We start from the raw sequence: 20,097 nt of genomic DNA, 5'->3' as shown, positions 1-20,097 counted from the left end.
TCCGAACGACTCCCGCACACCGATTCGAGGAACGGGATGACATGCGCATGACTTTCCTACGTCTGTCGAGAGCGGCCACCGCCGGACTCGTCGCCGCGGCCGCGCTCACCGCCGCGGCCCACTCCGCCGAGGCCGCCCCGCCCACCGGGCTCGCCGCCGCCGACACGCTCGGCTCCGCGGCAGCGGCCCAGGGCCGCTACTTCGGCACCGCCGTCGCGGCGAGCCACCTCGGCGAGGCCGGCTACGTCTCCACGCTGAACCGCGAGTTCAACTCCGCGACGCCCGAGAACGAGATGAAGTGGGACGCCACCGAGCCCACCCGCGGCACCTTCACCTTCTCGGCCGCCGACCGGGTGGTCGACCACGCCCAGGCACAGGGCATGGACGTCCGCGGCCACACCCTCGTCTGGCACTCCCAACTGCCCTCCTGGGTGGGCGGCCTGGGCGCCGCCGACCTGCGCACCGCCATGAACGACCACATCAACCGCGTCATGGGCCACTACAAGGGCCAGATCCACAGCTGGGACGTCGTCAACGAGGCGTTCCAGGACGGCGGCAGCGGCGCCCGGCGCAGCTCGCCCTTCCAGGACAAGCTGGGCGACGGCTACATCGAGGAGGCGTTCCGCACCGCCCGCGCCGCCGACCCCGCCGCCAAGCTCTGCTACAACGACTACAACACCGACGGCGTCAACGCGAAGAGCACCGCCGTCTACAACATGGTCAAGGACTTCAAGTCCCGCGGCGTGCCCATCGACTGCGTCGGCTTCCAGGGCCACTTCAACAGCAACTCCCCGGTCCCGGCCGACCTACAGGCCAACCTTCAGCGCTTCGCCGACCTCGGCGTCGACGTGCAGATCACCGAGCTGGACATCGAGGGCTCCGGCGCCGCCCAGGCCGACAACTACGCCCGCGTCGTCGAGGCCTGCCTCGCCGTGGACCGCTGCACCGGCATCACCGTGTGGGGCGTCACCGACAAGTACTCGTGGCGCAGCGGCGGCACCCCGCTCCTGTTCGACGGGAACTACGAGGCGAAGCCCGCGTACGACGCCGTCCTGACCGCCCTCGGCGGCACCGGAGGCGGTGACGACGGCGGCGGCGACCCCGGCGACGGAACCGCGACCTGCACCGCCACCTACACCAGGACCGCGGACTGGAGCAGCGGCTACAACGGCCAGGTCACCATCACCGCGGGCAGCGAGCCGATCGGCTCCTGGGCGGCGACCGTCACCTTCCCGGCGTCGCAGCGGGTCCAGGCCACCTGGAACGCCACGCCGGCCTGGAACGGCAACGTCATGACCGCGCGGCCGAGCTGGAACGGCACCCTGGCGGCCGGCGCGTCGACCAGCTTCGGCTTCACGGTGACGAAGAACGGCAGCGACGCCGCCCCCGTGGTCGGCGGCTGCACCGCCTCCTGACCCGCCCGGCGCACCGGGCCGCGTCGTGACGAGGCCCGGTGCCCGGGACCGACCGGGACGGCGTTCTTTCCGGCGCACTCAGCCCGGGACTGTCCGAAAAACGGCGCGTCCGGCGGAAGTTGGGGCAAAGAGACTGTGGTGACGGTCCCGGTGCGTATCGTGAGGAGCCGGGGCCCGCGCTCTCCCTACCCGGCCCCGGACCGGACGGTGAGGCTCTGTATGACTCCGGCGCACAGACCCGATGCCGCGGACGCCTCGGCCGTGTCCTCGGTGGTGGAGTTCAGGGGCGGCTCGGCGATGATCCCGGCCTCCCGGGACGTCGTGCACGGCTTCGTCGACCGGCTCGGGGAGCGGGGCGTGGACCTGGCCGACGGCTTCCTGGACGCCGCCCGCCTCGTCGCCAGCGAACTGGTGACGAACGCGCTCCGGCACGCCCCCGGTCCCTGCCGGCTGGAGCTGACCCTGGTGGACGACGGTGTGGAGATCGCCGTGTCGGACACGGGGGAGGGGTTCCCCACGTTCCTGCCCCGTGATCCCCTGCGGGTCGGCCGGCACGGGCTGGAGATCGTGACCCGCCTGTGCGACGAGGTCATCACCAAGCCGCACGCGACGGGCAAGACGGTCTACGCCCGCCTGCCGCTGCGCTGACGCCGCCCGGCCGGCGACTCAGGCGGCCAGGGCCCGTTCGACCGTCGGGAAGCAGGCGATGAGGCCGTCGACGCCCACGAGGCGCAGTACGCGCTCGACGGCGTGCCGGGGTGCGGCGAGCCGGAACCAGACGCCGCGGGACTCGGCGGCCTGGTGGGCGGCGATGAGCACGTTGATGCCGCTGGAGTCGAGGAAGGCCACCTCCGCGAAGTCGACCACCGTGCCCGGCGCCGTCTGCACGCAGGACAGCAGCACGTCGCGGAGCTGACTGCTGCCGTCCAGGTCGACCTCCCCGGCGAGGGTGACGACGCTGACGCCGTCTCCCGTGGTGGTACGGGTGATCAGCAGCCGCTCCGGTACTGCCGCTCCCTCGATGTCCGCCACGTTCCCTCATCTCCCGCATATGCCCGGCACGTCGTCGGTGGCTTGATGTTAAGGCCCTTCGGGGCCGGCGGGGGCCACTTGCGCACAGCCCGGGCCCTCCAGGGCCCGGGGTCTCGGGCTCGGCGCGCGCGAAGGGGTTCCTCTGACTACGGTCGAGGTGTGGTGGCTCATACATTCGAGGAGCTCGTGCACAAGCGTCGTGCGGCGGACCAGGCCCGCCACCGGGTCGAGACGCTGCGGGACTCGTACGGGCCTCCTACACAGCATCAGTGGACCCCGCGGCAGTCGAACACCTACGAGACCGCCGTACGGGCCTGGCGCGACCTCGACCGGGACGCGCAGACCGCTATGACCGAGTACGTGAAGGAGGGTGGTCAGTCCCGGCACAAGATCGAGGCGAAGGTCCACAAGGCAGTCCAGGACGGGGGCCAGGGCTCCTGACCGACGGGGGCGGTCCGACCCGCGAACGCCTCTTCGGGCCCGCCCGACCGATCCGGCACATCCGGCACATCCGACCATCGGGAAGCCCCGCACCCGGCCGGGAGCGGGGCTTCCTCCGGTCCCGGAACACGGGTCTCCCGCTCCGCGGGTTGCCCGGCCCTCGGGCCGCCCGGTGGCGAGCCGCGCGACCGGGGCGGCCCGCCACCGGCCTCCGAACCCGCTGGGACCGCCCGCGTCAGTCCGGCGGTACGGACCGTCGGGCTCCCGGAGGTGTCCGTCCTGCCGGCCCGGAGCGGGCCGCCGTGCGTGCCCGTCGGTGCCGGGCTGGTGTCACACCCGCCCGGCCACGGTCTCGTCCAGCAGACCGCGTACGGCGTCCAGCGCCGCGGCCCGGTCCTCGGGGACCAGGCCGATGCGGGTGCGGCGGTCGAGGAGGTCGGACTCGTCGAGGGCTCCCTCGTGACGCAGGGCCCACAGGAGTTCGGCGCCCGTGACGGGGTGGTCCGGCAGGACCCGCTCGCCGAGCCGGGGGTCGCGGGCGGCGAGGGCGTGGACGGCCGGCGCCTCGGCGCCGTAGCGGCGGACCAGGCGGCGCGGTGCCCGCAGCGCGGCCAGGGCGTGCGGTGCGGCGGCGCCGACCAGCGGCAGCGCGGCCGTGGGGGACGGGCCGGCGGCGAGGCGGCGGGCGGCGACGGCGGCGTCCACGGCGTCCTCGGCCATGCGCCGGTACGTGGTGAGCTTGCCGCCCACCACGGTGACCACGCCCTCCGGGGAGGTGAGCACCGCGTGCCGGCGGGAGACGTCCGCCGTGCGGGGAGCGCCGCCGGACCGGTCGGCGGCCGTTGTGTCCAGCAGGGGACGCAGGCCCGCGAAGGCGCCCACGACGTCCTCGCGGTGCACCGGCACGTCCAGCACGGAACCGAGCACGTCCAGCAGGAAGCCCACGTCGGTCTCGGGCACCTCGGGAACGTCCGGCACCTCGCCCTCCACGGGCTCGTCGGTCAGACCGACGTAGACCCGCCCGTCGCCCTGGGGCAGCACCAGCACGAAGCGGTTGGTCTCCCCGGGGACCGGCACGTGCAGACCGGCGGGCAGCGGGCCGAGCCGGTCGGAGCGCAGGACCAGGTGGGTGCCGCGGGAGGGGCGGACGCGGATGCCGTCGACGAGGTCACCGGCCCACACCCCGGAGGCGTTGATCACCGCGCGGGCGCGGATCTCGCCCTCCTCCCCGGTGAGCTCGTCGCGTATCCGGGCGCCGGACGCGGTCAGCTCCAGCGCCCGCACCCGGGTCAGCACGCGGGCGCCGCGCGCGGCGGCGGTCCGGGCGAGCGCGGTCACCAGGCGGGCGTCGTCCGTGAGCCGGCCGTCCCAGGACAGCAGCCCGCCGCGCAGCCGGTCGGAGCGCAGGGCCGGGGCCAGGTGACGGGTCTCCACGGCGGACAGCCGGCGCGGCGCGGGCAGCGTGGCCCGCGCGGTGCGCGCCGCCAGCCGCAGCGTGTCCCCGGCCCGGAACCCGGCCCACGCCAGCGCGGCCTGCCCCCGCGACACCAGCGGCGTCAGCGGCAGCACGAACGGCTGGGCGTGCACCAGGTGCGGAGCCGTACGCTCCATCAGCACCCCGCGCTCGACCGCGCTCTCGTGGGCCACGTCCAACTGCGCGGAGGCGAGGTAGCGCAGGCCGCCGTGGATGAGCTTGGAGCTCCAGCGGGAGGTGCCGAAGGCCAGGTCGTGGGCGTCCACCGCGACCACGCTCAGGCCCCGGGCCGCCGCGTCCAGGGCGACACCGGCGCCCGTCGCGCCGAGCCCGACGACCAGGACGTCCACGACGGGACCGCCCACCGCCTCGGTGAGCTCGCGCGAGCGCCGCGCGGCGGACAGGGAGGCCCCGGCGGCGGGGCTGCTGCTGGTCGGGCTCATGGGGCGAGGGTCCTCTCCAGGATGGTGCGCAGTTCCCCGAGGAAGGCCTCGGGGGTCAGCTCGGCGTCGTCCTCGTCGGTCATGGTGCGCAGCGACAGGGCGAAGGACTGGACGACCAGCAGGACGGACCGCGCCTGCCGTCCGGTGTGGGCCGGGCGCACCGACCCGTCGGCGTGGCCCTCGGCCAGCCCGCCGGCCAGCAGTTCCAGCAGCGCCTCCTGGCTCGCCCCGCGCCGGTCGAGGACGTACGGGAGCAGCAGCTCGGGATCTACGTCGACGATCTTGCGGAAGAGCGGATGCGCGCGGAACGCCTCCACTCCGGTGACCAGTCCCTCGACGATGCGCGGGCGGGTGTCTAGGTCCGGCCGCGGTTCGGGGATGGCGCCGGTGGCCACCGCGATCCACTCGCGGGTCATCAGGTCGCCGACCAGGGTCCGCACGTCCGGCCAGCGCCGGTACAGCGTCATCCGGGAGACGCCGGCGCGGCGGGCCACGTCGGTCATCGTCGTGCGGCGGACCCCGACGGCCAGTACGCAGTCGCGCACGGCGTCCAGCACGGTGTCGTTGTCCGAGGCGTTCGGCCGGTCCGAGTTGCGGTCCGAGTTGCGGTCCGAGTTGTTGTGACGGTTGGGCGTCATGTGTAACAGTGTAACGCCCCAGGGGCCGCGCAGACGGCATCCCCCGAACCGACCGTGAGGACGACAGGCAATGGACATGCTGTGGAACGGCTGGGGCGACCCGGCCAGGGCGACGCCGCTGCCCGACACGGTGACCGGGGTGCTGCGCGAGCTGCTCGGCGTGAAGCCCCGCGACACCGCCCCCGTCCCGCTGGAAGGGATCGGCGTACCCGCGTCGCCGCTTGACGAAGCCGCCCGCCGCGACCTGGAGGCCGCCGTCGGCGACCGCCCGGACCGGGTGCGCACCGACGCCGAGACCCGCGTCCGCCACACCCGCGGCAAGTCCACCCCCGACCTGCTGCGGATGCGGGCCGGCGACACCACCGACGCCCCGGCCGCCGTCGTCCTCCCGGACGGCCACGACGAGGTGCTCGCCGTACTCGACGCCTGCGCCCGGCACGGCCTGGCCCTCGTCCCCTTCGGCGGCGGCACCTCCGTCGTCGGCGGCCTCGCCCCCGAAGGCCGGTCGGGACGCGCCGGCTTCGTCGCCCTCGACCTGCGGCACATGAACCGCCTGCTCGACCTCGACGAGGTCTCCCGCACCGCCACCCTGCAACCCGGCCTGCGCGCCCCCGAGGCCGAGGCGCTGCTCGCCGAACGGGGCTACACCCTCGGCCACTTCCCGCAGTCCTACGAGTGGGCCACCATCGGCGGCTTCGCCGCGACCCGCTCCAGCGGACAGGCCTCCGCCGGCTACGGACGCTTCGACGAGATGGTCCTCGGCCTCACCCTCGCCACCCCCGAGGGCACTCTCGACACCGGCCGCGCCCCGCGCTCGGCGGCCGGACCCGACCTGCGCCAGCTGATCCTGGGCTCCGAGGGCGCCTTCGGCGTCATCACGTCGGTCACCGTGCGCATCCGCCCCCTGCCGGAGGTCCGCCGCTACGAGGGCTGGCGCTTCGCCTCCTTCGACGCGGGCGCCGCCGCCCTGCGCCGTCTCGCCCAGGACGGCCCCCGTCCCACGGTGCTGCGGCTGTCCGACGAGACCGAGACCCTGATCGGCCTCGCCCAGCCCGACGCCATCGGCGCCTCCCTCGACCGGCAGGACGCCGGCTGCCTGGCCGTCGTCGGCTTCGAGGGCACCGAGCAGGACACCGCGTACCGCCGCGAGGGCGCCGCCGCCGTCCTGCGCGAGTGCGGCGGCACCTTCGCCGGGGACGAGCCGGGGGAGCGCTGGGCCCACGGCCGCTACTCGGCGCCGTACCTGCGCGACTCGCTGCTCGACGCCGGCGCCCTCGCCGAGACCCTGGAGACCGCGACCTACTGGTCCCGCATACCCGCCCTCTACACCGCCGTCCGCGACGCGCTCACCGGCACCCTCACCGAGGCCGGCACACCGCCGCTGGTCATGTGCCACATCTCGCACGTCTACGAGAACGGCGCCTCGCTGTACTTCACCGTCGTCTCCGCCCAGGGCGAGGACGCCGTGGCGCACTGGACCCGGGCCAAGCACGCCGCCAACGAGGCGATCGGTGCCGCGGGCGGCACCATCACCCACCACCACGGCGTCGGCACCGACCACCGCGACTGGTACGTCCGGGAGGCGGGGCCCCTCGGCGTGGCGGCCCTGAGCGCCGTCAAGCGGAGCCTGGACCCGGCGGGAGTGCTCAGCCCGGGTGTCCTGCTGCCCGAGGACGGACCCCGCCCGCCGTCGCACCCCCACCCGTGAGACAACCGTCCGGCACCACCCCTCAGCCCGGAGGCACATCGATGCGACAGTTCACCGCCGTCGTCAACCCCACCGCGGGCGGCGCCACCTCGGCCGCCGCGCTGCTCGGGGTCGCCCGGCTGCTGCGGGAGGCGGGCGCGGGGCTGGAGACGGAGTACAGCCGCAGCCTCGGCCACGCCCGGGAGATCGCCCGGCGGGCCGGGGAGCGCGGCCGGGTGGTGCTCGCCGTCGGCGGCGACGGCATGGCCGGCGGGATCGGCGGCGCCCTCAGCGGCACCGGGGCGACGCTGGGGCTCGTCCCGGCCGGCCGCGGCAACGACTTCGCGCGCGCCCTGGGCCTGCCCACCGAGCCCACCGCCCTCGCCGAGGTGCTGCTGCGGGGCGAGCCGCGCCCCGTCGACACCATCGAGGTCACCTCCGCCGTCCACGACCGCACCGCCGTGCTCGGCAGCGTCTACGCCGGTGTCGACGCGCTCGCCAACCGCCACGCCAACGAGACGCGCCTGCTGCGCGGTGCCGCCTCCTACTACGCGGGTGCCCTGCGCGCCGTCACCGGCTGGCGCGCCACCCGCTACCGCGTCACCGTCGACGGCGAGGAGCACGCCTTCACCGGCTACACCACGGTGGCCGCCAACTCCGGTTACTACGGCTTCAACCGCCGCATCGCCCCCGCCGCCCGGGTCGACGACGGCCTGCTGGACGTCGTGATGATCCACCAGGCGCCCCGGCGGCTGTTCTTCGCCCTCATGAACGAGCTCGCGTCGGGCGCCCACGTCCGCCGCCCCCAGGTCCGCGTCCTGCGCGGGAAGGAGGTCCGCATCGAGGCCGACCGGGCCATACCGTACGGCGCCGACGGCGAGGTCGAGGCCGTCGTCCCGGTCACGGCCAGGGTGCTGCCCGGGGCGCTGCGCGTCCTGTGCTGAACACGCCGCCGGGCCGGCCACCGTCTCGGTGACCGGCCCGGCGGGTGCGGCTCTCAGCCCCGGGGAGTGGTGAACCGTTCCCAGACCCGGTGCGAGCCCAGCAGTTCGGTGACCTGCTCCAGGGCCGCCGTGCCGGAGTCGGCGACGACCACACCGGGAGCGTCGGCCGGAACCCCCGACGCCTCCAGCGCGACCTCGCCGCCCGCCCAGACGCCGATCGCCTTGCCGTGCCGGAACGCCTCCGACACCAGCAGGCTCACCCGCGGGTCGGTCGTCGCCGGCCGCGCGGGCGCCGGCCCGGACTTGTAGTCGCGCGGGGTGTACGCGTCGCTGCCCATGTCCGGCGCCCCCGCCAGCAGCACGGCGTCGAACTCGACGGAGCGCGCGGTGACGTAGCTGCGCTGTACGGTCAGCGCGGCGTCGCCCGAGCCGAGGGTGCCGCCGGTCGGCGCCACCACCAGCGGCACCATGCCCGCGTTCAGCACCGCCTGCCGCACGGCGTTCACGCCCTCCAGGTCGCCCCCGCCCGTGACGATGCCGACGACGCGGCCGTCGGTGGGCCAGGTCCGGCCGACCTGCGACAGTGCCGGGCTCGGCTCGACGTCGGCCAGCGGCACGGTCGGCTGCGGCGCGGGCAGGCCCAGGCCCTCGGCGACACCCGCGCACAGCTCCGGGTCGATGTTGGCCAGCACCTGGAGGGTCCGCTCCCGGATCGGCTGCTCGTAGCACTTGCCCAACTCGAAGGTGTAGGCGCCGATGATGTGCTCGCGCTCCACCGGGCTCATGCTCAGCCAGAAGCGCCGGGGCTGGCTGAAGTGGTCCGCGAACGACTCCGGCGCCTCGCGCACCTTGGTCGCCTCGGGGACCCGTACCGGCGCCTCGATGTACGCCCCCTCGGCGGCCCCGGCCGTGAACGGGCAGCCGCCGTCCAGGGAGTTGGGCCGGTACGGCGCCACCCCCCGGTGCACCGCCGTCTGGTGCATGCCGTCGCGCAGCATGTCGTTGACCGGCGCCTGCGGACGGTTGATGGGCAGCTGCGGGAAGTTGGGCCCGCCGAGCCGGGTGATCTGCGTGTCCAGGTACGAGAACAGCCGCCCCGCGAGCAGCGGGTCGTCGGTGATGTCGATGCCGGGGACCAGGTGGCCGACGTGGAAGGCGATCTGCTCGGTCTCGGCGAAGAAGTTGGACGGGTTGCGGTTCAGCGTCAGCAGCCCGACCGGCTGCACCGGCGCCAGCTCCTCGGGCACGATGTTGGTCGGGTCCAGCAGGTCGATGCCCTCGAAGGTCTGCTCCGGGTTGTCGGGGAAGGTCTGGATGCCCAGCTCCCACTGCGGGTACGCGCCCGCCTCGATCGCGTCCGCCAGGTCCCGGCGGTGGAAGTCCGGGTCGACGCCGTTGATGAGCTGCGCCTCGTCCCACACCAGGGAGTGCACGCCCAGCTTCGGCTTCCAGTGGAACTTCACCAGCGTCGTCTCACCCGCGGCGTTGACCAGCCGGAAGGTGTGGACGCCGAAGCCCTCCATCATCCGGAAGGAGCGCGGGATGCCGCGGTCGCCCATGAAGAAGATGGTGTGGTGGGTCGCCTCGGTGTGCAGCGAGACGAAGTCCCAGAAGGTGTCGTGCGCGCTCTGCGCCTGCGGGATCTCCCGGTCCGGGTGCGGCTTCGCGGCGTGCACCACGTCCGGGAACTTGATCGCGTCCTGGATGAAGAAGACCGGGATGTTGTTCCCGACCAGGTCGAAGACGCCCTCACTGGTGTAGAACTTCGTCGCGAACCCGCGGGTGTCCCGCACGGTGTCCGACGACCCCCGCGAGCCGACCACCGTGGAGAACCGCGTGAACACGGGCGTCTCCACGTCGTCGGCGAGGAACGCCGCCTTGGTCACGGAGGCCGCCGTGCCGTAGCTCTGGAAGACGCCGTGCGCTCCGGCGCCGCGGGCGTGCACCACGCGCTCCGGGATGCGCTCGTGGTCGAAGTGCATGACCTTCTCGCGCAGGTGGTGGTCCTGCAGCAGCACGGGACCGCGCGGCCCGGCCTTGAGCGAGTGGTCGGTGTCGTACAGCCGCGTGCCCTGAGCGTTCGTCAGGTAGGCGCCGGACTGCGCGACGCGGGCCTGGTCGGCGCCCGTGGGCTGGCCGGTCGGCGAGACGGTGTCCGGGCCGCTCTGGTCCGGCTTCGGGGGCAGCGGCTCCCGGGGCTCGGTGGGTTCGGCGACGGGCGGCGACTCGGGCCCGGGCTTGCCGGGGACACCGTCCGCCGGTCCGCCACCGTCGCCCTGCAGGCTCTCGGTGACCTTGTGGGCTACCCGCTTGAGGGGGTTGGCCTCGCTCATCAGCCTCTTCTCCGTTCTGGGCGGGCCGCTGCACGCGGCCGGTCGTGTTCGGGTACCGACTGCCGTGGTGGGCCGTGACCGCGTACCCAGTGAGCGGGACTCAAGGCATGGGCGCGAGGGAACGGACGCGGTCGTCTCAGGTGACGGACTCCCCGTCGTGCACGCCGCCCTGACAGCGTTTCGTGAAGGACCCCGTCCCCGACTGGTCGACCGAGACGACGATCAGTCCGCCGCCCTGGATGCACTCGGTCGCCGTCACGTCGGCCGGGAGGTGCGCGGCGGGGGACCCGGAGGCCGCGGCGGGAGCCGCGCAGAGCACCGGCACGGTCAGGGCCGTGACCACGGCCCACAGGGACTTGCGCATCAGTGGGGCTCCTTCTCGCCGGTGCCGTACCAGCGTCACCGGGCGCGGCGCGGTCCGCCACTTCAGACGCGCGCACGAGGGAGGGCCCCGACCGGTCGCGCCGGCCGGGGCCCTCCCTGCACTGAGCGGGTGAGCGCGTCACTCCGCCGTGTGCGTCACCCGCACCGGCTCGAACGAGACGCGGGTGCGCCCGCCGCCGTCCGCCCAGACCACCTCGACCTCCCGCTCGCCGGGCACGACCTCCGTGACGGCGTCCGCCAGCGGGCCGGGCCCCGGTTCGCCGGCGAGCGCGGCCAGGCAGACGTGCAGGGAGGTACCGCCCGCCTCGCCGGACAGCCGGGGCAGCTCGGCCCACTGCGTGTACGCGGTGCCCTGCGGGGCGCGGACGGTCTCGGGCTCGGAGTTCCAGCCGTGCAGTCCGTGCAGCGCCGAGACCAGGGGCTCCTCGGGGCCGGTGGCCCACCCGGTGTGCGTCACGCGCGCGCCGGGCGGCGCCCCGGTCACCCGGTGCACCCGCAGCTCGTACGGTCCCTTGGCCACGGTCACGCTCTCCACCCGCAGCCCCGGCACCATCGGGGGCCCGCCGGCGAACACCGGCCGGTGCCAGGACGCCGCCCAGCCCCATCCCTCGCCCTGCCCCGCGCCGAGCGGGTGGACGCGACGCCGCACACTGCCGCGGCCGTTCACGTGCACCGAGAGGTGGTTGTCCGCGACGTTCGTGACGGCGGTGGGCCCGGTCCGGGTCGAGTAGGCCTGCCGGCCGTAGTGCGGGTCGTCCTCGGCGGCCACCTCGCCCTCGTGCGGACGGACGTGGTCGCTGCCGTGGTTGTGCAGCCGTACGATCCCGTCGGCGCGCGTCGCCTGGAGCAGCAGCCCGGGTGCCGGCAGGGCGAGCACGCGGTCCGCCTCCTCCACCGGGGCCGCCTCCTCGGTGGCCGTCCACAGCGGGTGGTCGGCGGGGGCCAGGAGCGACACGAACGCCTTCGACGCCCAGTACGGGGAGGCCGGGCCCGAGTACGGCTGGAGAGTGGCCTCGTGGGGGCCGTGCCAGCCCAGGGAGAGCAGCCCGTCGTCGGTCAGCGCACCCCGCTCCAGGAAGTAGCGCAGACTGCCGCTCGCCAGTCGCCGCGACATTCCCGGCGTCAGCGGCGTGTGCCCGGTGACCGCGCCCAGCCCCACGGCCGCGGAGGCCGCGAAGCGGTAGGCGAGCGAACGGCCGTAGTGCAGCGGCGCCCCGTCCGCGCCGAACATCAGCGCGAAGCCGTCGAGGTGCGTGCGCAGCCGCTCCCCGTACCGGGCGGCGACCGGCCCGGTGTCACCGGCCAGGTGGGCGTCGAGCACCGGGTACAGGTGCAGCGCCCAGCCGTTGTAGTGGTCGAAGGCGCGTCCGTCGCCGTCGGCGTACCAGCCCTCGCCCCGGTACCAGCCCTCCATCAGCTCCAGCGCCCGCTCCCGGGCCGCGGCGGTCTCCGCGTCCCCGCGGCCGACCGACTCCAGGAACCCGGCCACCGTGTACGGGAACAGGTACCAGTTGTTCGGAGCCGGCACGTGCCTGAGCGCCCCGCGCAGCCACTCCTCCACCCGGTCCTGCACCCCGGCGTCGAGGTTCTTCCACAGCCAGGGCGCGGTCAGCCGCAGCCCGAGCGCGACCGACGCCGACTCGACCATCGGCTGGCCCTGCACGTCGTGGTCGAGGATCAGCGGCCAGGACTCGGTGTCCTCGCGGCCGGGCGTGCGGGTGCCCGAGTCGAGGCCGCGCGCGTAGCGGTCCAGCCAGCCGTGCGGGTCGTCGCCGTCGGCGCCGGCGACCCGGAAGGCCGCCGCGAGGAACGTCCGCGCGAAGCCCTCCAGTCCGTCGGAGCGCACGCCCGAGCGCGAGGGGCGCCCCGGCAGGTCCAGCAGGGCGCGGCCCGGGGTGCTCCAGCGCCACGCGGCCCACAGCAGCCCGTCCGCGACGGCTTCCCAGTGGGCCCGGGTGTACCCGGTGTACGGGCTCGGCGCACGGTCCTCGGTGGGCAGTTCGAACGGGATGCTCATGCCAGGAACGCCAGCCTTTCGCGTCGTACGGGATGGAGGAAGCCGGCACCCGACGCCCAGTGGGTGGTCTCGGCGAGGGCGAGGTCGGCCAGGCGGCGCCACTCGTTGCCCTCGGAGCCGGCGAGGTGCGGGGTGATCAGCGCGTTGTCGCACTCCCACAGCGGATGGTCCGGCGGCAGTACCTCGGGGTCGGTGACGTCCAGCACCGCCCGGATGCGGCCCTGCGCGACGGCGTCCGTGAGCGCGTCCTGGTCGACGACCGCGCCCCTGGAGGTGTTGATCAGCACCGCGTCGGGCCGCATCGCGTCGATCAGCGCACGGCCGACCAGACCGCGGGTGGTCGGCAGCAGCGGCGTGTGCACGCTGACGGTGTCGCAGCGCGCGAACAGCTCGGGCAGCGTCACGAGTTCGACACCGAGTCCGGCGGCGTCCGCGTCGCTCACGTACGGGTCGTGCAGGAGCACGTCCACGTCGTGCGGGCGCAGCAGCTCGACGACGCGGCGCCCGATCAGCGAGGCCGACAGGATGCCGACCGTACGGCGGTAGTTGCCGACGCCGCGCGGGGTGCGCAGCCAGTTGCCGCGCTCCCGGGACACCCGGTAGTCGCGGGCCCGCTCCAGCACCCGCTTGCCGGTGAGCAGGATCATGGAGAGCGTGTACTCGGCCACCGGCAGCGCGTTGGCCGCGGCGGCCGAGGAGACCTCGATCCCCCGCTCCCAGCACGCGTCGGTGACGTGTCCGCGGACGCTGCCCGCCGTGTGCACCACGGCCCGCAGCCGGGGTGCGCTCCGCAGCACGGCCTCGTCCAGCCGCGGACAGCCCCAGCCGGTGACCAGCAGGTCCACGTCGGCCAGCACGGAGGCGGCCCGTGGCGTGGACAGGTCGTCGAGGACCGGGAACGGCGCGAGGTCGCACACCCGGCGGAAGGCGGCGAGCGATTGCGGGTCGAGGACGGCCGAGGCGGCGTCCCGGGACATGGCCACGGCGGCACGGGGCCGGAATCCGGGACCGGGGGAGTGCAGGGTCACTTGACGGCTCCGGCGGTCAGCCCGCTCCGCCAGAAGCGCTGGAGCAGGACGAAGGCGAGGATGAGCGGCAGTACGGCGAGCAGCGAACCCATGATCACCACGGGGTAGTACTCCGGCGACACGGACGCCGCGCTGTTCCACTGGTACAGGCCGAGACTGACGGGATACAGGTCCTGGTCGGACAGCATCACCATGGGCAGGAAGAAGTTGTTCCAGATCGCGGTCAGCTGGAAGAGGAATACGGTGATCAGACCGGGCCCGAGCATCCTGAGCGCCACCCGGGCGTACGTGGTCAGCTCGCCGGCCCCGTCCACGCGCGCCGCCTCCAGCACCTCGTCGGGCACGTAGCCCCGCGCGAAGATGCGGCCGAGGTAGACGCCGAACGGGTTGAACAGCACCGGGATGAAGACCGCCCAGAAGGTGTTGACCAGGCCGGTCTCGGACGCCATCAGGTACAGCGGCAGCGCGAGCACCGTCTGCGGCACCATGACCGCCGCCAGGACCAGACCGAACAGCTTCTCCTTGTGCCGGAAGCTGTACTTGTCGAAGGCGTAGCCGCAGGCCACGCTCACCAGCGCGCCGACGGCCGCGCCCACCACCGCGTACAGCAGGCTGTTGACGTACCAGCGGCCGTACAGCCCGCCGTCCATGGCGAACAGGTCCTGGAGGTTCTGGAAGAAGGAGAAGTCGCTGAGGGACAGCAGGTCGCTGCTGAAGAGCGCGTCCCGGTTCTTGGTGGCGGCGAGCACCAGCCACAGCACGGGCAGCAGGGTGTAGAGGACGGAGATCGCGACGACCGCGTTGACCGTCGCGCGGCCCAGCAGTCCCGGGCGGAGCAGGGAGCTGTCGGTGGCGCTCATCGGGCCTCCTCCGTGACGTCGGCGCGGCTGGTGAAGCGGGTGACGCCGTAGGACAGGGCGATGGTGCAGACGAGCAGGACGACCGAGGCGGCCGCCGCGAGGCTGTAGTTGTTGCGGGTGAACGCCGCGTCGTAGATGTACATGCTGGGCGAGAACCGGGAGCTGATCATCGGGGAGGACTGGCTGAGCAGCATCGGCTCGGTGAAGAGCTGGAGCGCCCAGATCAGCGTGAAGATCGAGACCATCACGATCGAGGCGCGCACCAGGGGCGTCTTCACCTGGAGCGCGGTGCGCACCGGTCCCGCGCCGTCCACCACGGACGCCTCGATCACCTCGCGCGGCACGGCCTGCAATGCGGCGTAGAAGACCACCATGTTGTAGCCGAGGTTGCTCCACAGCGCGATGTTCACGATGGACGGGATCACGGTGTGCACGCCGAGGAAGTCGATGGTGATGTCGCCCTGGGCGAACAGCTCGATCACCGGGCTGATGCCGGGCGTGTACAGGTACAGCCAGATCAGCGCCGCGATGATGCCGGGCACGGCGTGCGGCAGGAACAGGCCGAGCTGGGCGAAGGCGCGCAGCCGGACCACGCCGGAGTCCAGCAGCAGGGCGAGGGCGAGCGCGCCGACGACCATGAGCGGGATGTAGATCAGGCAGTACAGGGCGACCGTGCCGAGTCCGCCGAGGAAGGTCGGGTCGGTGAGCACGGCCGCGTAGGAGCGCAGCCCCACGAAGATCCGGCGTTCGGGGCCGAAGCCGAGGCCGGGCTGGTCGTCGCTGAAGAAGCTCAGGTAGACGGCCGTGCCGACGGGGATCAGGAAGACGGTGACCAGCAGGGCGAAGAACGGCGTCATCAGCACGCCGGCGGCGGTCAGCTGACGGCGCTTGGCCGCTCTGCGGGCGCGCTGCCCGGACGCGGAGGGCGCCGGGGTACTGGCGGGGGAGGCGCCGGCCGGCACCCGGGTGTGGGTGGTCGTGGTCATGGGGTGTCACCTGCCTTTCGTCGGCTCAGGTGCTGTGCTGGGTGGTGGACAGGCCGAGGGCCTTGAGGTCGGGCATGGTGCCCTCCTGGGCTGCGCGCAGCGACTCGACGAGGGAGCCCTGACCGCCGCTGACGCGGGCGAAGGAGTCCTGCATGACCTTCTGCGTGGCGCTCATCCGCGGCCCCCACAGCCACTGCTCGCCGATCTTCTCGGCCTCCCGCTCGAACAGGGTGTAGATGTCCTGACCGCCGTAGTACGACCGGTCGAACGCCTCGCGTCCTACGGAGACCAGGCCGGGCGCGGCCGGGTACTGGCTGCTGGTGCCGCTGGACAGCCGGGCCCGCAGGGCGTCGGGGTGGGAGACCTGCCACTCGATGAACTCCATGGCGGCCTCGGGATGTTCGCTGTCCTCGGTGACGGCGAAGGTGGAGCCGCCGTGCGTGCCGGCGGAGGGGCTGTCGGTGTCCCACTGCGGCATCGGGGCGATCCGCCATTGGCCCTTCTGCCCCGGCCGCGCGTTCATCTGCGCGCCCGCGTCCCAGGCGCCGCTGAGCCGGGTCAGGACCAGGCCGTTCGCGATCTGCGCGTCGGACTGGCGGCTCTCGACGGCGTTCATGAACACGTCGTCCCGGTCGATCAGACCCTGCCAGTACTCGGCGACCCGCCGGGAGGGCGCGTCGGCGAGGGAGACGTTCCAGGCACCCTTGGAGGTGTCGAACCACTGGGCACCCGCCTGCCAGGCGTAGCAGGCGAACTGCGTCATCCCGTCGGTGGGGAACAGCACCAGCCTGCGGTCGGGTGCCTCGCGGCGCACGGTCGCGGCCTGCTCGGCGAACTCGTCCCAGGTGCGGGCGGGCCGGAGCCCGTAGCGGTCGAAGAGGTCGGCGCGGTAGTGCATGACCATGGGCTCGACGTCCAGCGGCACGCTGAACACCCGGCCCTCGAAGGTGGTCAGCCCGAGCGACTGCGGCAGCAGCTTGCTGCGCAGGCCGTCGCCGACGAGGTCGGTGATGTCACGGGCGACGCCGTCGATGGCGTACCCCGGCACCTGCGGATACTCGATGGTGGCGACGTCGGGCGCGTTGCCCGCCCGGGCGGCGTTGCTGAGCTTGGCGTAGCCGCCCTGCCCGCCGGACGGGATCTGGTTGAACTCCACTTGGATGCTGCGGTGGGTACGGTTGAACTCGTCGACCACCTCCTGGCTGCCGCGCAGGGCGGACCAGAAGGTGATGCGCGTGACGCCGCCCGTGCGGGCCGACGATGATCCGTTCCCCCCGCTGCAGGCGCTCACGGCTCCTGTCAGGGGTACGGCGGCCATCGCGGCGAGCACGGAGCGACGGCTGGGTCGTCCGGGCATGGCGCCTCCCGCGGCTCCTGCGGGCCCGCGTGGGTGCGGGCCCGACTGTTCGGGACACGGGAATCCTGAAGCCTCCAGCACAAACGGTCAATAGATCGATCAGAAGAAAATAAAGCGTTCAAACGCTCATACCCGGCCTCATTCCTTCGCGGCGGTCGAGCCGCGCACCATCAGCCGGGGCAGCAGTTCGACACGGCTCGTGGGCCCGGGCGCGCTCTCCCGCAGACGCCGGAGCAGCAGCTCGGCGGCGACCCTGCCGACCTCGGCCCGGGGCGGGGACACGGCGGTCAGCGGGGGAGTGGCCAGACCCGCCACCACGTCGTCGTACGCCACGACCGAGCAGTCCTGCGGTACCCGCACGCCCTCGGCCGCCAGCCGCTGCACGATCATCAACGCGTCCACGTCACCGTGCAGCACGACCGCACTCGCCCCCGTCTTGCGCAGCAGCACCGGAAGTTCGGCCGTCTCGTCCGCCGAGTACGGCCCCTCCGGCCCCGACTCCGGGGTGCTCAGCGCCCACGCCCACTCCTCCACCAGCGGGTGCGCGGCGGCGATCTCGGCCAGCGCGGACCGCAGCGTACGGGCGGTCGGGCTGTCGTCCCGGGTTGCGAACACGATGCGGCGGTGCCCGAGCCCCACCAGGTGCTCCACCGCGAGGTGCGCGCCGTACCAGTGGTCCGAGCACACCGAGTCCAGCACGTGCGGCGCACTGCCGCGCCGTGGCCTGCGCTCCATGAGTACCGTCGGCACCTGAAGCCCGGCCAGCCAGGCGTGGTCCGCCTCCTCGACGGCCAGGCTGTTCCATCGGGGTGCGAGCAGCAGGCCCCGGGCGCCGTCCGCGAGGGCGCGCTCGACCAGCGGGTGCTCCGCGCCCGCCGCCTGTGGCGCGATGTGCAGGGCCAGGCGCACCCCGGCCTCCTCCAGCACCGTGCGCGCCCCGTGCAGTGTCTCGGTCAGGTACGAGTGCCGCTCCGGCACCACCACCGCCACCCGGTCCCCGTCGGCGGCCTCCCTGGCCGGCGCCTCCTGGGCGGGCAGCGTCGACCGGACGACGCCGTGCCCGCGGCGCAGCCTGCCCTCGCGCGTCAGCTCCTCCACGTCGCGGCGCACCGTCACCACGGAGACCTGCAACTCGTCGGCGAGATCGCGCACCCGCGCGGTACCCCGCGCCTGGACCGCCGCCAGAATCCGCTGGCGCCTGAGATCGACCGGCTCCCGCATCAGGCCTCCCACCCCCGTGATGTTCGTTTGAGCGATTCAGGGTCATCATAGCGATCGCTCAAGGGGGGCCCGCGCTTACCGGGGCTGCGCTACGGCTCCGGGTCCGCGAGGAGCGGCCCCAGCGGGCCCAGATCCAGGTTCAGGTCGCCGCGGCTGAGGCCGTGCTGTGCGCACAGGTCGTCCATCCGCTCGTCGAGCAGCATCAACGCCGTACCGAGCCGTTCCTCCTGCTCCCCGCTCAGCGTCCCCTCGTCGAAGCGGCGTACGGCCTGGCGCTCCATCAGCTGGCGCAACAGCTCCACGACGGTGAGGACCAGAGCGGCCAGGTCGTTGGTGACCCGCTCCGGGTCCAGGTCGAGGGAGTGGGCCCGGGGCGCGCTCACAGCGGCCCGCTGTCCGGCCAGGGGGCGGGCACCCGTTCGTTCACCGACGACAGCAGCGCGTGCAGCGAGATCCGCACCAGCGGCACGTCCGCGACGGCCAGCACCAGGTCCCCGCTGACGACGACACCGGTGGCCAGCACCCGGTCCAGGAGGTCGACCAGCGGCACGCCCACCGGCGCGTACGGCTCAGGGCCGCCCCACGGCACGGGCTCGGGGCCCGGCGTGCGGGTGTCCGGGCCGATCACGCGCCCACCACCTGCGGCGCGCGCTCCGGTTCCTCGTCCCAGCGGGCGAACGAGTACGGGATCCAGGGGCCGGACGCGGCGACCTCCACGGCCGTGAGCCGCCCGTCGGCGGTGAGCCGGGACAGCGCGCGGGTGAAGGCGGCCGACTCCGCGTCCTGCACCAGGTAGGCGACGTTGAGCACCTGCGGGGAGCGGCGGCCGGTGAGCCGCTCGCTCTGCGGCCGGTGCCGGGTCGCGGCGACGGCGTACCGCCTCAGTTCCGCGTCCACGGCCTCCGCCTCGGCCTGTGCCTTGGCGTGCCCGTCGCGCCGGTCGCGGCGCCGTGCGCTGGCCCGGCTGAGGTAGTCACGCCCACCGGCGCCCCGGTCGCGGGGAGCACCACAACCGGCGGCGGGCTCCGCCGGCCCCTCGACGGCGTGCACCTTCACCGCCCACTCCGTGCGGTCCCGGAGACGGTCGAGCAGCGCGTCCAGGGCCGCCTCCCGGACGGCCACGGCCTGCTCCGCGTTCCGGTCGCCGCGGTACAGGGTCGCCATCGGCAGCGGTACGACCGGGCCGCGGGCGGCGGCGGCCGCCACGCCCCGGTGATGGGCGCGGGCGCAGCGCTCCAGGTCGTCGGGCCGGTTCAGGCGCTCGGCCAGCGCCTCCTCGTCGAACAGCGCGGCCGGAACGTCCTGCACGACCAGGCACAGGCCGCCCGCGCGCAGGACGCGCAGCGGGCCGCCCTCCTCGTGGCCGGTGGCCGCGGCCAGGTCGGCGCCGGACGGCGCGGTGCGAGTGACGGCGAAGGCGCACACGAGGCCCGGGGTCGCCGGTCCGGCGGGGTACTCGCTCACCGTGCGACCTCCTTCTCGTCCTCGGCGTCCCCGCCGGGCGCTTCCTCCAAGACGTCCTCCAGGGCGTCGAGCCGGGCCCGCAACCGCGCGTTCTCCTCGGCGAGCGCTTCCCGCGCGGCCCGGGAGGACAGTGCCGGGTCGGTCTCCCACCAGTCGATGCCCGCCTTCTTCGCGGTGTCCACCGAGGCGATGAACAGGCGCAGGCGGATGGTGAGCAGTTCGATGTCCAACAGGTCGATCTTGATGTCTCCGGCGATGACGATGCCCTTGTCGAGGACCCGTTCGAGGAGGTCGGCGAGGTTGCCGGTGACGGGTGCGTAGGGCTGGGTGTCCGGGGCCGCGTAGCGGTGGTCGAGGTCCGTCACCGTGTACT

At 73.8% G+C, this 20,097-nt stretch carries 20 protein-coding genes; 5 read left to right on the top strand and 15 right to left on the bottom strand.

Features of this window, described 5'->3' with window-relative positions:
- Positions 1-41 precede the first annotated feature (41 nt).
- Both KUM03_RS23755 and KUM03_RS23750 read left to right on the top strand, forming a co-directional pair.
- Positions 42-1,415 carry an endo-1,4-beta-xylanase gene (locus KUM03_RS23755; RefSeq protein ID WP_217251309.1) on the top strand — a complete coding sequence of 458 codons (1,374 nt, stop codon included), beginning with the start codon at positions 42-44 and terminating at the stop codon, positions 1,413-1,415.
- A 219-nt stretch (positions 1,416-1,634) separates the two neighbouring features.
- The gene (locus KUM03_RS23750) at positions 1,635-2,063 is read left to right on the top strand and encodes an ATP-binding protein (RefSeq protein ID WP_217251308.1); all 429 of its coding nucleotides are present in this window, start codon (positions 1,635-1,637) and stop codon (positions 2,061-2,063) included.
- Positions 2,064-2,081: 18 nt separating this feature from the next.
- On the opposite strand, the gene KUM03_RS23745 is transcribed toward KUM03_RS23750, so the two are convergent.
- Positions 2,082-2,447: an STAS domain-containing protein gene (locus KUM03_RS23745; RefSeq protein WP_217251307.1), complete on the bottom strand. Its 366-nt coding sequence runs from the start codon at positions 2,445-2,447 to the stop codon at positions 2,082-2,084.
- A gap of 186 nt (positions 2,448-2,633) precedes the next feature.
- Here KUM03_RS23745 and KUM03_RS23740 point away from each other — a divergent pair, with 186 nt between their 5' ends.
- Complete coding sequence (locus KUM03_RS23740; protein WP_217251438.1) at positions 2,634-2,888, top strand: hypothetical protein; 255 nt, start codon at positions 2,634-2,636, stop codon at positions 2,886-2,888.
- A 330-nt stretch (positions 2,889-3,218) separates the two neighbouring features.
- Here the strand turns inward: KUM03_RS23740 and KUM03_RS23735 are convergent, their stop codons facing one another.
- Positions 3,219-4,805, bottom strand: a complete 1,587-nt coding sequence (locus tag KUM03_RS23735) for a glycerol-3-phosphate dehydrogenase/oxidase (RefSeq protein ID WP_217251306.1) — start codon at positions 4,803-4,805, stop codon at positions 3,219-3,221.
- Positions 4,802-5,443, bottom strand: a complete 642-nt coding sequence (locus KUM03_RS23730; protein WP_254399727.1) for a TetR/AcrR family transcriptional regulator — start codon at positions 5,441-5,443, stop codon at positions 4,802-4,804. Before KUM03_RS23730 ends, KUM03_RS23735 begins: the two co-directional genes overlap by 4 nt.
- Positions 5,444-5,513: 70 nt before the next feature.
- Between KUM03_RS23730 and KUM03_RS23725 the strand changes: the two genes are divergently transcribed.
- Together KUM03_RS23725 and KUM03_RS23720 are read left to right on the top strand one after the other, a co-directional pair.
- Positions 5,514-7,151 carry an FAD-binding oxidoreductase gene (locus KUM03_RS23725; RefSeq protein WP_217251305.1) on the top strand — a complete coding sequence of 546 codons (1,638 nt, stop codon included), beginning with the start codon at positions 5,514-5,516 and terminating at the stop codon, positions 7,149-7,151.
- 41 nt (positions 7,152-7,192) lie between these two features.
- The gene (locus KUM03_RS23720; protein ID WP_217251304.1) at positions 7,193-8,074 is read left to right on the top strand and encodes a YegS/Rv2252/BmrU family lipid kinase; all 882 of its coding nucleotides are present in this window, start codon (positions 7,193-7,195) and stop codon (positions 8,072-8,074) included.
- 53 nt (positions 8,075-8,127) lie between these two features.
- On the opposite strand, the gene KUM03_RS23715 is transcribed toward KUM03_RS23720, so the two are convergent.
- The 12 genes from KUM03_RS23715 to KUM03_RS23660 all read right to left on the bottom strand — a co-directional run bounded on the left by KUM03_RS23715 (position 8,128) and on the right by KUM03_RS23660 (position 20,089).
- Positions 8,128-10,407, bottom strand: a complete 2,280-nt coding sequence (locus KUM03_RS23715) for a catalase (protein WP_217251303.1) — start codon at positions 10,405-10,407, stop codon at positions 8,128-8,130.
- Between the two features lie 136 nt (positions 10,408-10,543).
- Entirely contained in the window at positions 10,544-10,771 is a 228-nt protein-coding gene (locus KUM03_RS23710) for a hypothetical protein (RefSeq protein ID WP_217251302.1), read from the bottom strand.
- 138 nt (positions 10,772-10,909) lie between these two features.
- A complete protein-coding gene (locus tag KUM03_RS23705) occupies positions 10,910-12,808 on the bottom strand; it encodes a DUF2264 domain-containing protein (RefSeq protein WP_217251301.1) in 1,899 nt (632 codons plus the stop codon).
- Positions 12,805-13,836: a hydroxyacid dehydrogenase gene (locus KUM03_RS23700; protein ID WP_217251300.1), complete on the bottom strand. Its 1,032-nt coding sequence runs from the start codon at positions 13,834-13,836 to the stop codon at positions 12,805-12,807. Before KUM03_RS23700 ends, KUM03_RS23705 begins: the two co-directional genes overlap by 4 nt.
- A complete protein-coding gene (locus tag KUM03_RS23695) occupies positions 13,833-14,696 on the bottom strand; it encodes a carbohydrate ABC transporter permease (RefSeq protein WP_217251299.1) in 864 nt (287 codons plus the stop codon). The genes KUM03_RS23700 and KUM03_RS23695 overlap by 4 nt, the downstream gene beginning before the upstream one ends.
- Entirely contained in the window at positions 14,693-15,682 is a 990-nt protein-coding gene (locus KUM03_RS23690; RefSeq protein WP_217251298.1) for a carbohydrate ABC transporter permease, read from the bottom strand. Before KUM03_RS23690 ends, KUM03_RS23695 begins: the two co-directional genes overlap by 4 nt.
- Positions 15,683-15,707: 25 nt before the next feature.
- The gene (locus KUM03_RS23685; RefSeq protein WP_217251297.1) at positions 15,708-17,039 is read right to left on the bottom strand and encodes an ABC transporter substrate-binding protein; all 1,332 of its coding nucleotides are present in this window, start codon (positions 17,037-17,039) and stop codon (positions 15,708-15,710) included.
- A 138-nt stretch (positions 17,040-17,177) separates the two neighbouring features.
- Complete coding sequence (locus KUM03_RS23680; RefSeq protein WP_217251296.1) at positions 17,178-18,260, bottom strand: substrate-binding domain-containing protein; 1,083 nt, start codon at positions 18,258-18,260, stop codon at positions 17,178-17,180.
- Between the two features lie 89 nt (positions 18,261-18,349).
- Positions 18,350-18,643 (bottom strand): gas vesicle protein K, encoded by a 294-nt coding sequence (locus KUM03_RS23675; protein WP_217251295.1) that lies wholly within the window; start codon positions 18,641-18,643, stop codon positions 18,350-18,352.
- Positions 18,640-18,849: a gas vesicle protein gene (locus tag KUM03_RS23670; RefSeq protein WP_003978205.1), complete on the bottom strand. Its 210-nt coding sequence runs from the start codon at positions 18,847-18,849 to the stop codon at positions 18,640-18,642. Before KUM03_RS23670 ends, KUM03_RS23675 begins: the two co-directional genes overlap by 4 nt.
- A gap of 35 nt (positions 18,850-18,884) precedes the next feature.
- Positions 18,885-19,724 carry a GvpL/GvpF family gas vesicle protein gene (locus KUM03_RS23665; RefSeq protein ID WP_217251294.1) on the bottom strand — a complete coding sequence of 280 codons (840 nt, stop codon included), beginning with the start codon at positions 19,722-19,724 and terminating at the stop codon, positions 18,885-18,887.
- Complete coding sequence (locus KUM03_RS23660; RefSeq protein WP_217251293.1) at positions 19,721-20,089, bottom strand: gas vesicle protein; 369 nt, start codon at positions 20,087-20,089, stop codon at positions 19,721-19,723. Before KUM03_RS23660 ends, KUM03_RS23665 begins: the two co-directional genes overlap by 4 nt.
- Between the last annotated feature and the right edge of the window lie 8 nt (positions 20,090-20,097).

The organism is Streptomyces sp. AC602_WCS936, from assembly GCF_019049125.1.
Classification (GTDB): domain Bacteria; phylum Actinomycetota; class Actinomycetes; order Streptomycetales; family Streptomycetaceae; genus Streptomyces.
Note: the sequence above shows the minus strand (reverse complement) of the source record. Positions and strands in the feature narration are given on the sequence as shown.

What these genes read in the sequence shown, in the direction of transcription:
- KUM03_RS23750 (WP_217251308.1), top strand. Translation starts at nt 1,635, where the DNA reads ATGACTCCGGCGCACAGACCCGATGCCGCGGACGCCTCGGCCGTGTCC.
- KUM03_RS23690 (WP_217251298.1), bottom strand. Translation starts at nt 15,682, where the DNA reads ATGACCACGACCACCCACACCCGGGTGCCGGCCGGCGCCTCCCCCGCC.
- KUM03_RS23685 (WP_217251297.1), bottom strand. Translation starts at nt 17,039, where the DNA reads ATGCCCGGACGACCCAGCCGTCGCTCCGTGCTCGCCGCGATGGCCGCC.
- KUM03_RS23730 (WP_254399727.1), bottom strand. Translation starts at nt 5,443, where the DNA reads ATGACGCCCAACCGTCACAACAACTCGGACCGCAACTCGGACCGCAAC.
- KUM03_RS23720 (WP_217251304.1), top strand. Translation starts at nt 7,193, where the DNA reads ATGCGACAGTTCACCGCCGTCGTCAACCCCACCGCGGGCGGCGCCACC.
- KUM03_RS23695 (WP_217251299.1), bottom strand. Translation starts at nt 14,696, where the DNA reads ATGAGCGCCACCGACAGCTCCCTGCTCCGCCCGGGACTGCTGGGCCGC.
- KUM03_RS23705 (WP_217251301.1), bottom strand. Translation starts at nt 12,808, where the DNA reads ATGAGCATCCCGTTCGAACTGCCCACCGAGGACCGTGCGCCGAGCCCG.
- KUM03_RS23710 (WP_217251302.1), bottom strand. Translation starts at nt 10,771, where the DNA reads ATGCGCAAGTCCCTGTGGGCCGTGGTCACGGCCCTGACCGTGCCGGTG.
- KUM03_RS23735 (WP_217251306.1), bottom strand. Translation starts at nt 4,805, where the DNA reads ATGAGCCCGACCAGCAGCAGCCCCGCCGCCGGGGCCTCCCTGTCCGCC.
- KUM03_RS23715 (WP_217251303.1), bottom strand. Translation starts at nt 10,407, where the DNA reads ATGAGCGAGGCCAACCCCCTCAAGCGGGTAGCCCACAAGGTCACCGAG.
- KUM03_RS23725 (WP_217251305.1), top strand. Translation starts at nt 5,514, where the DNA reads ATGGACATGCTGTGGAACGGCTGGGGCGACCCGGCCAGGGCGACGCCG.
- KUM03_RS23755 (WP_217251309.1), top strand. Translation starts at nt 42, where the DNA reads ATGCGCATGACTTTCCTACGTCTGTCGAGAGCGGCCACCGCCGGACTC.
- KUM03_RS23680 (WP_217251296.1), bottom strand. Translation starts at nt 18,260, where the DNA reads ATGCGGGAGCCGGTCGATCTCAGGCGCCAGCGGATTCTGGCGGCGGTC.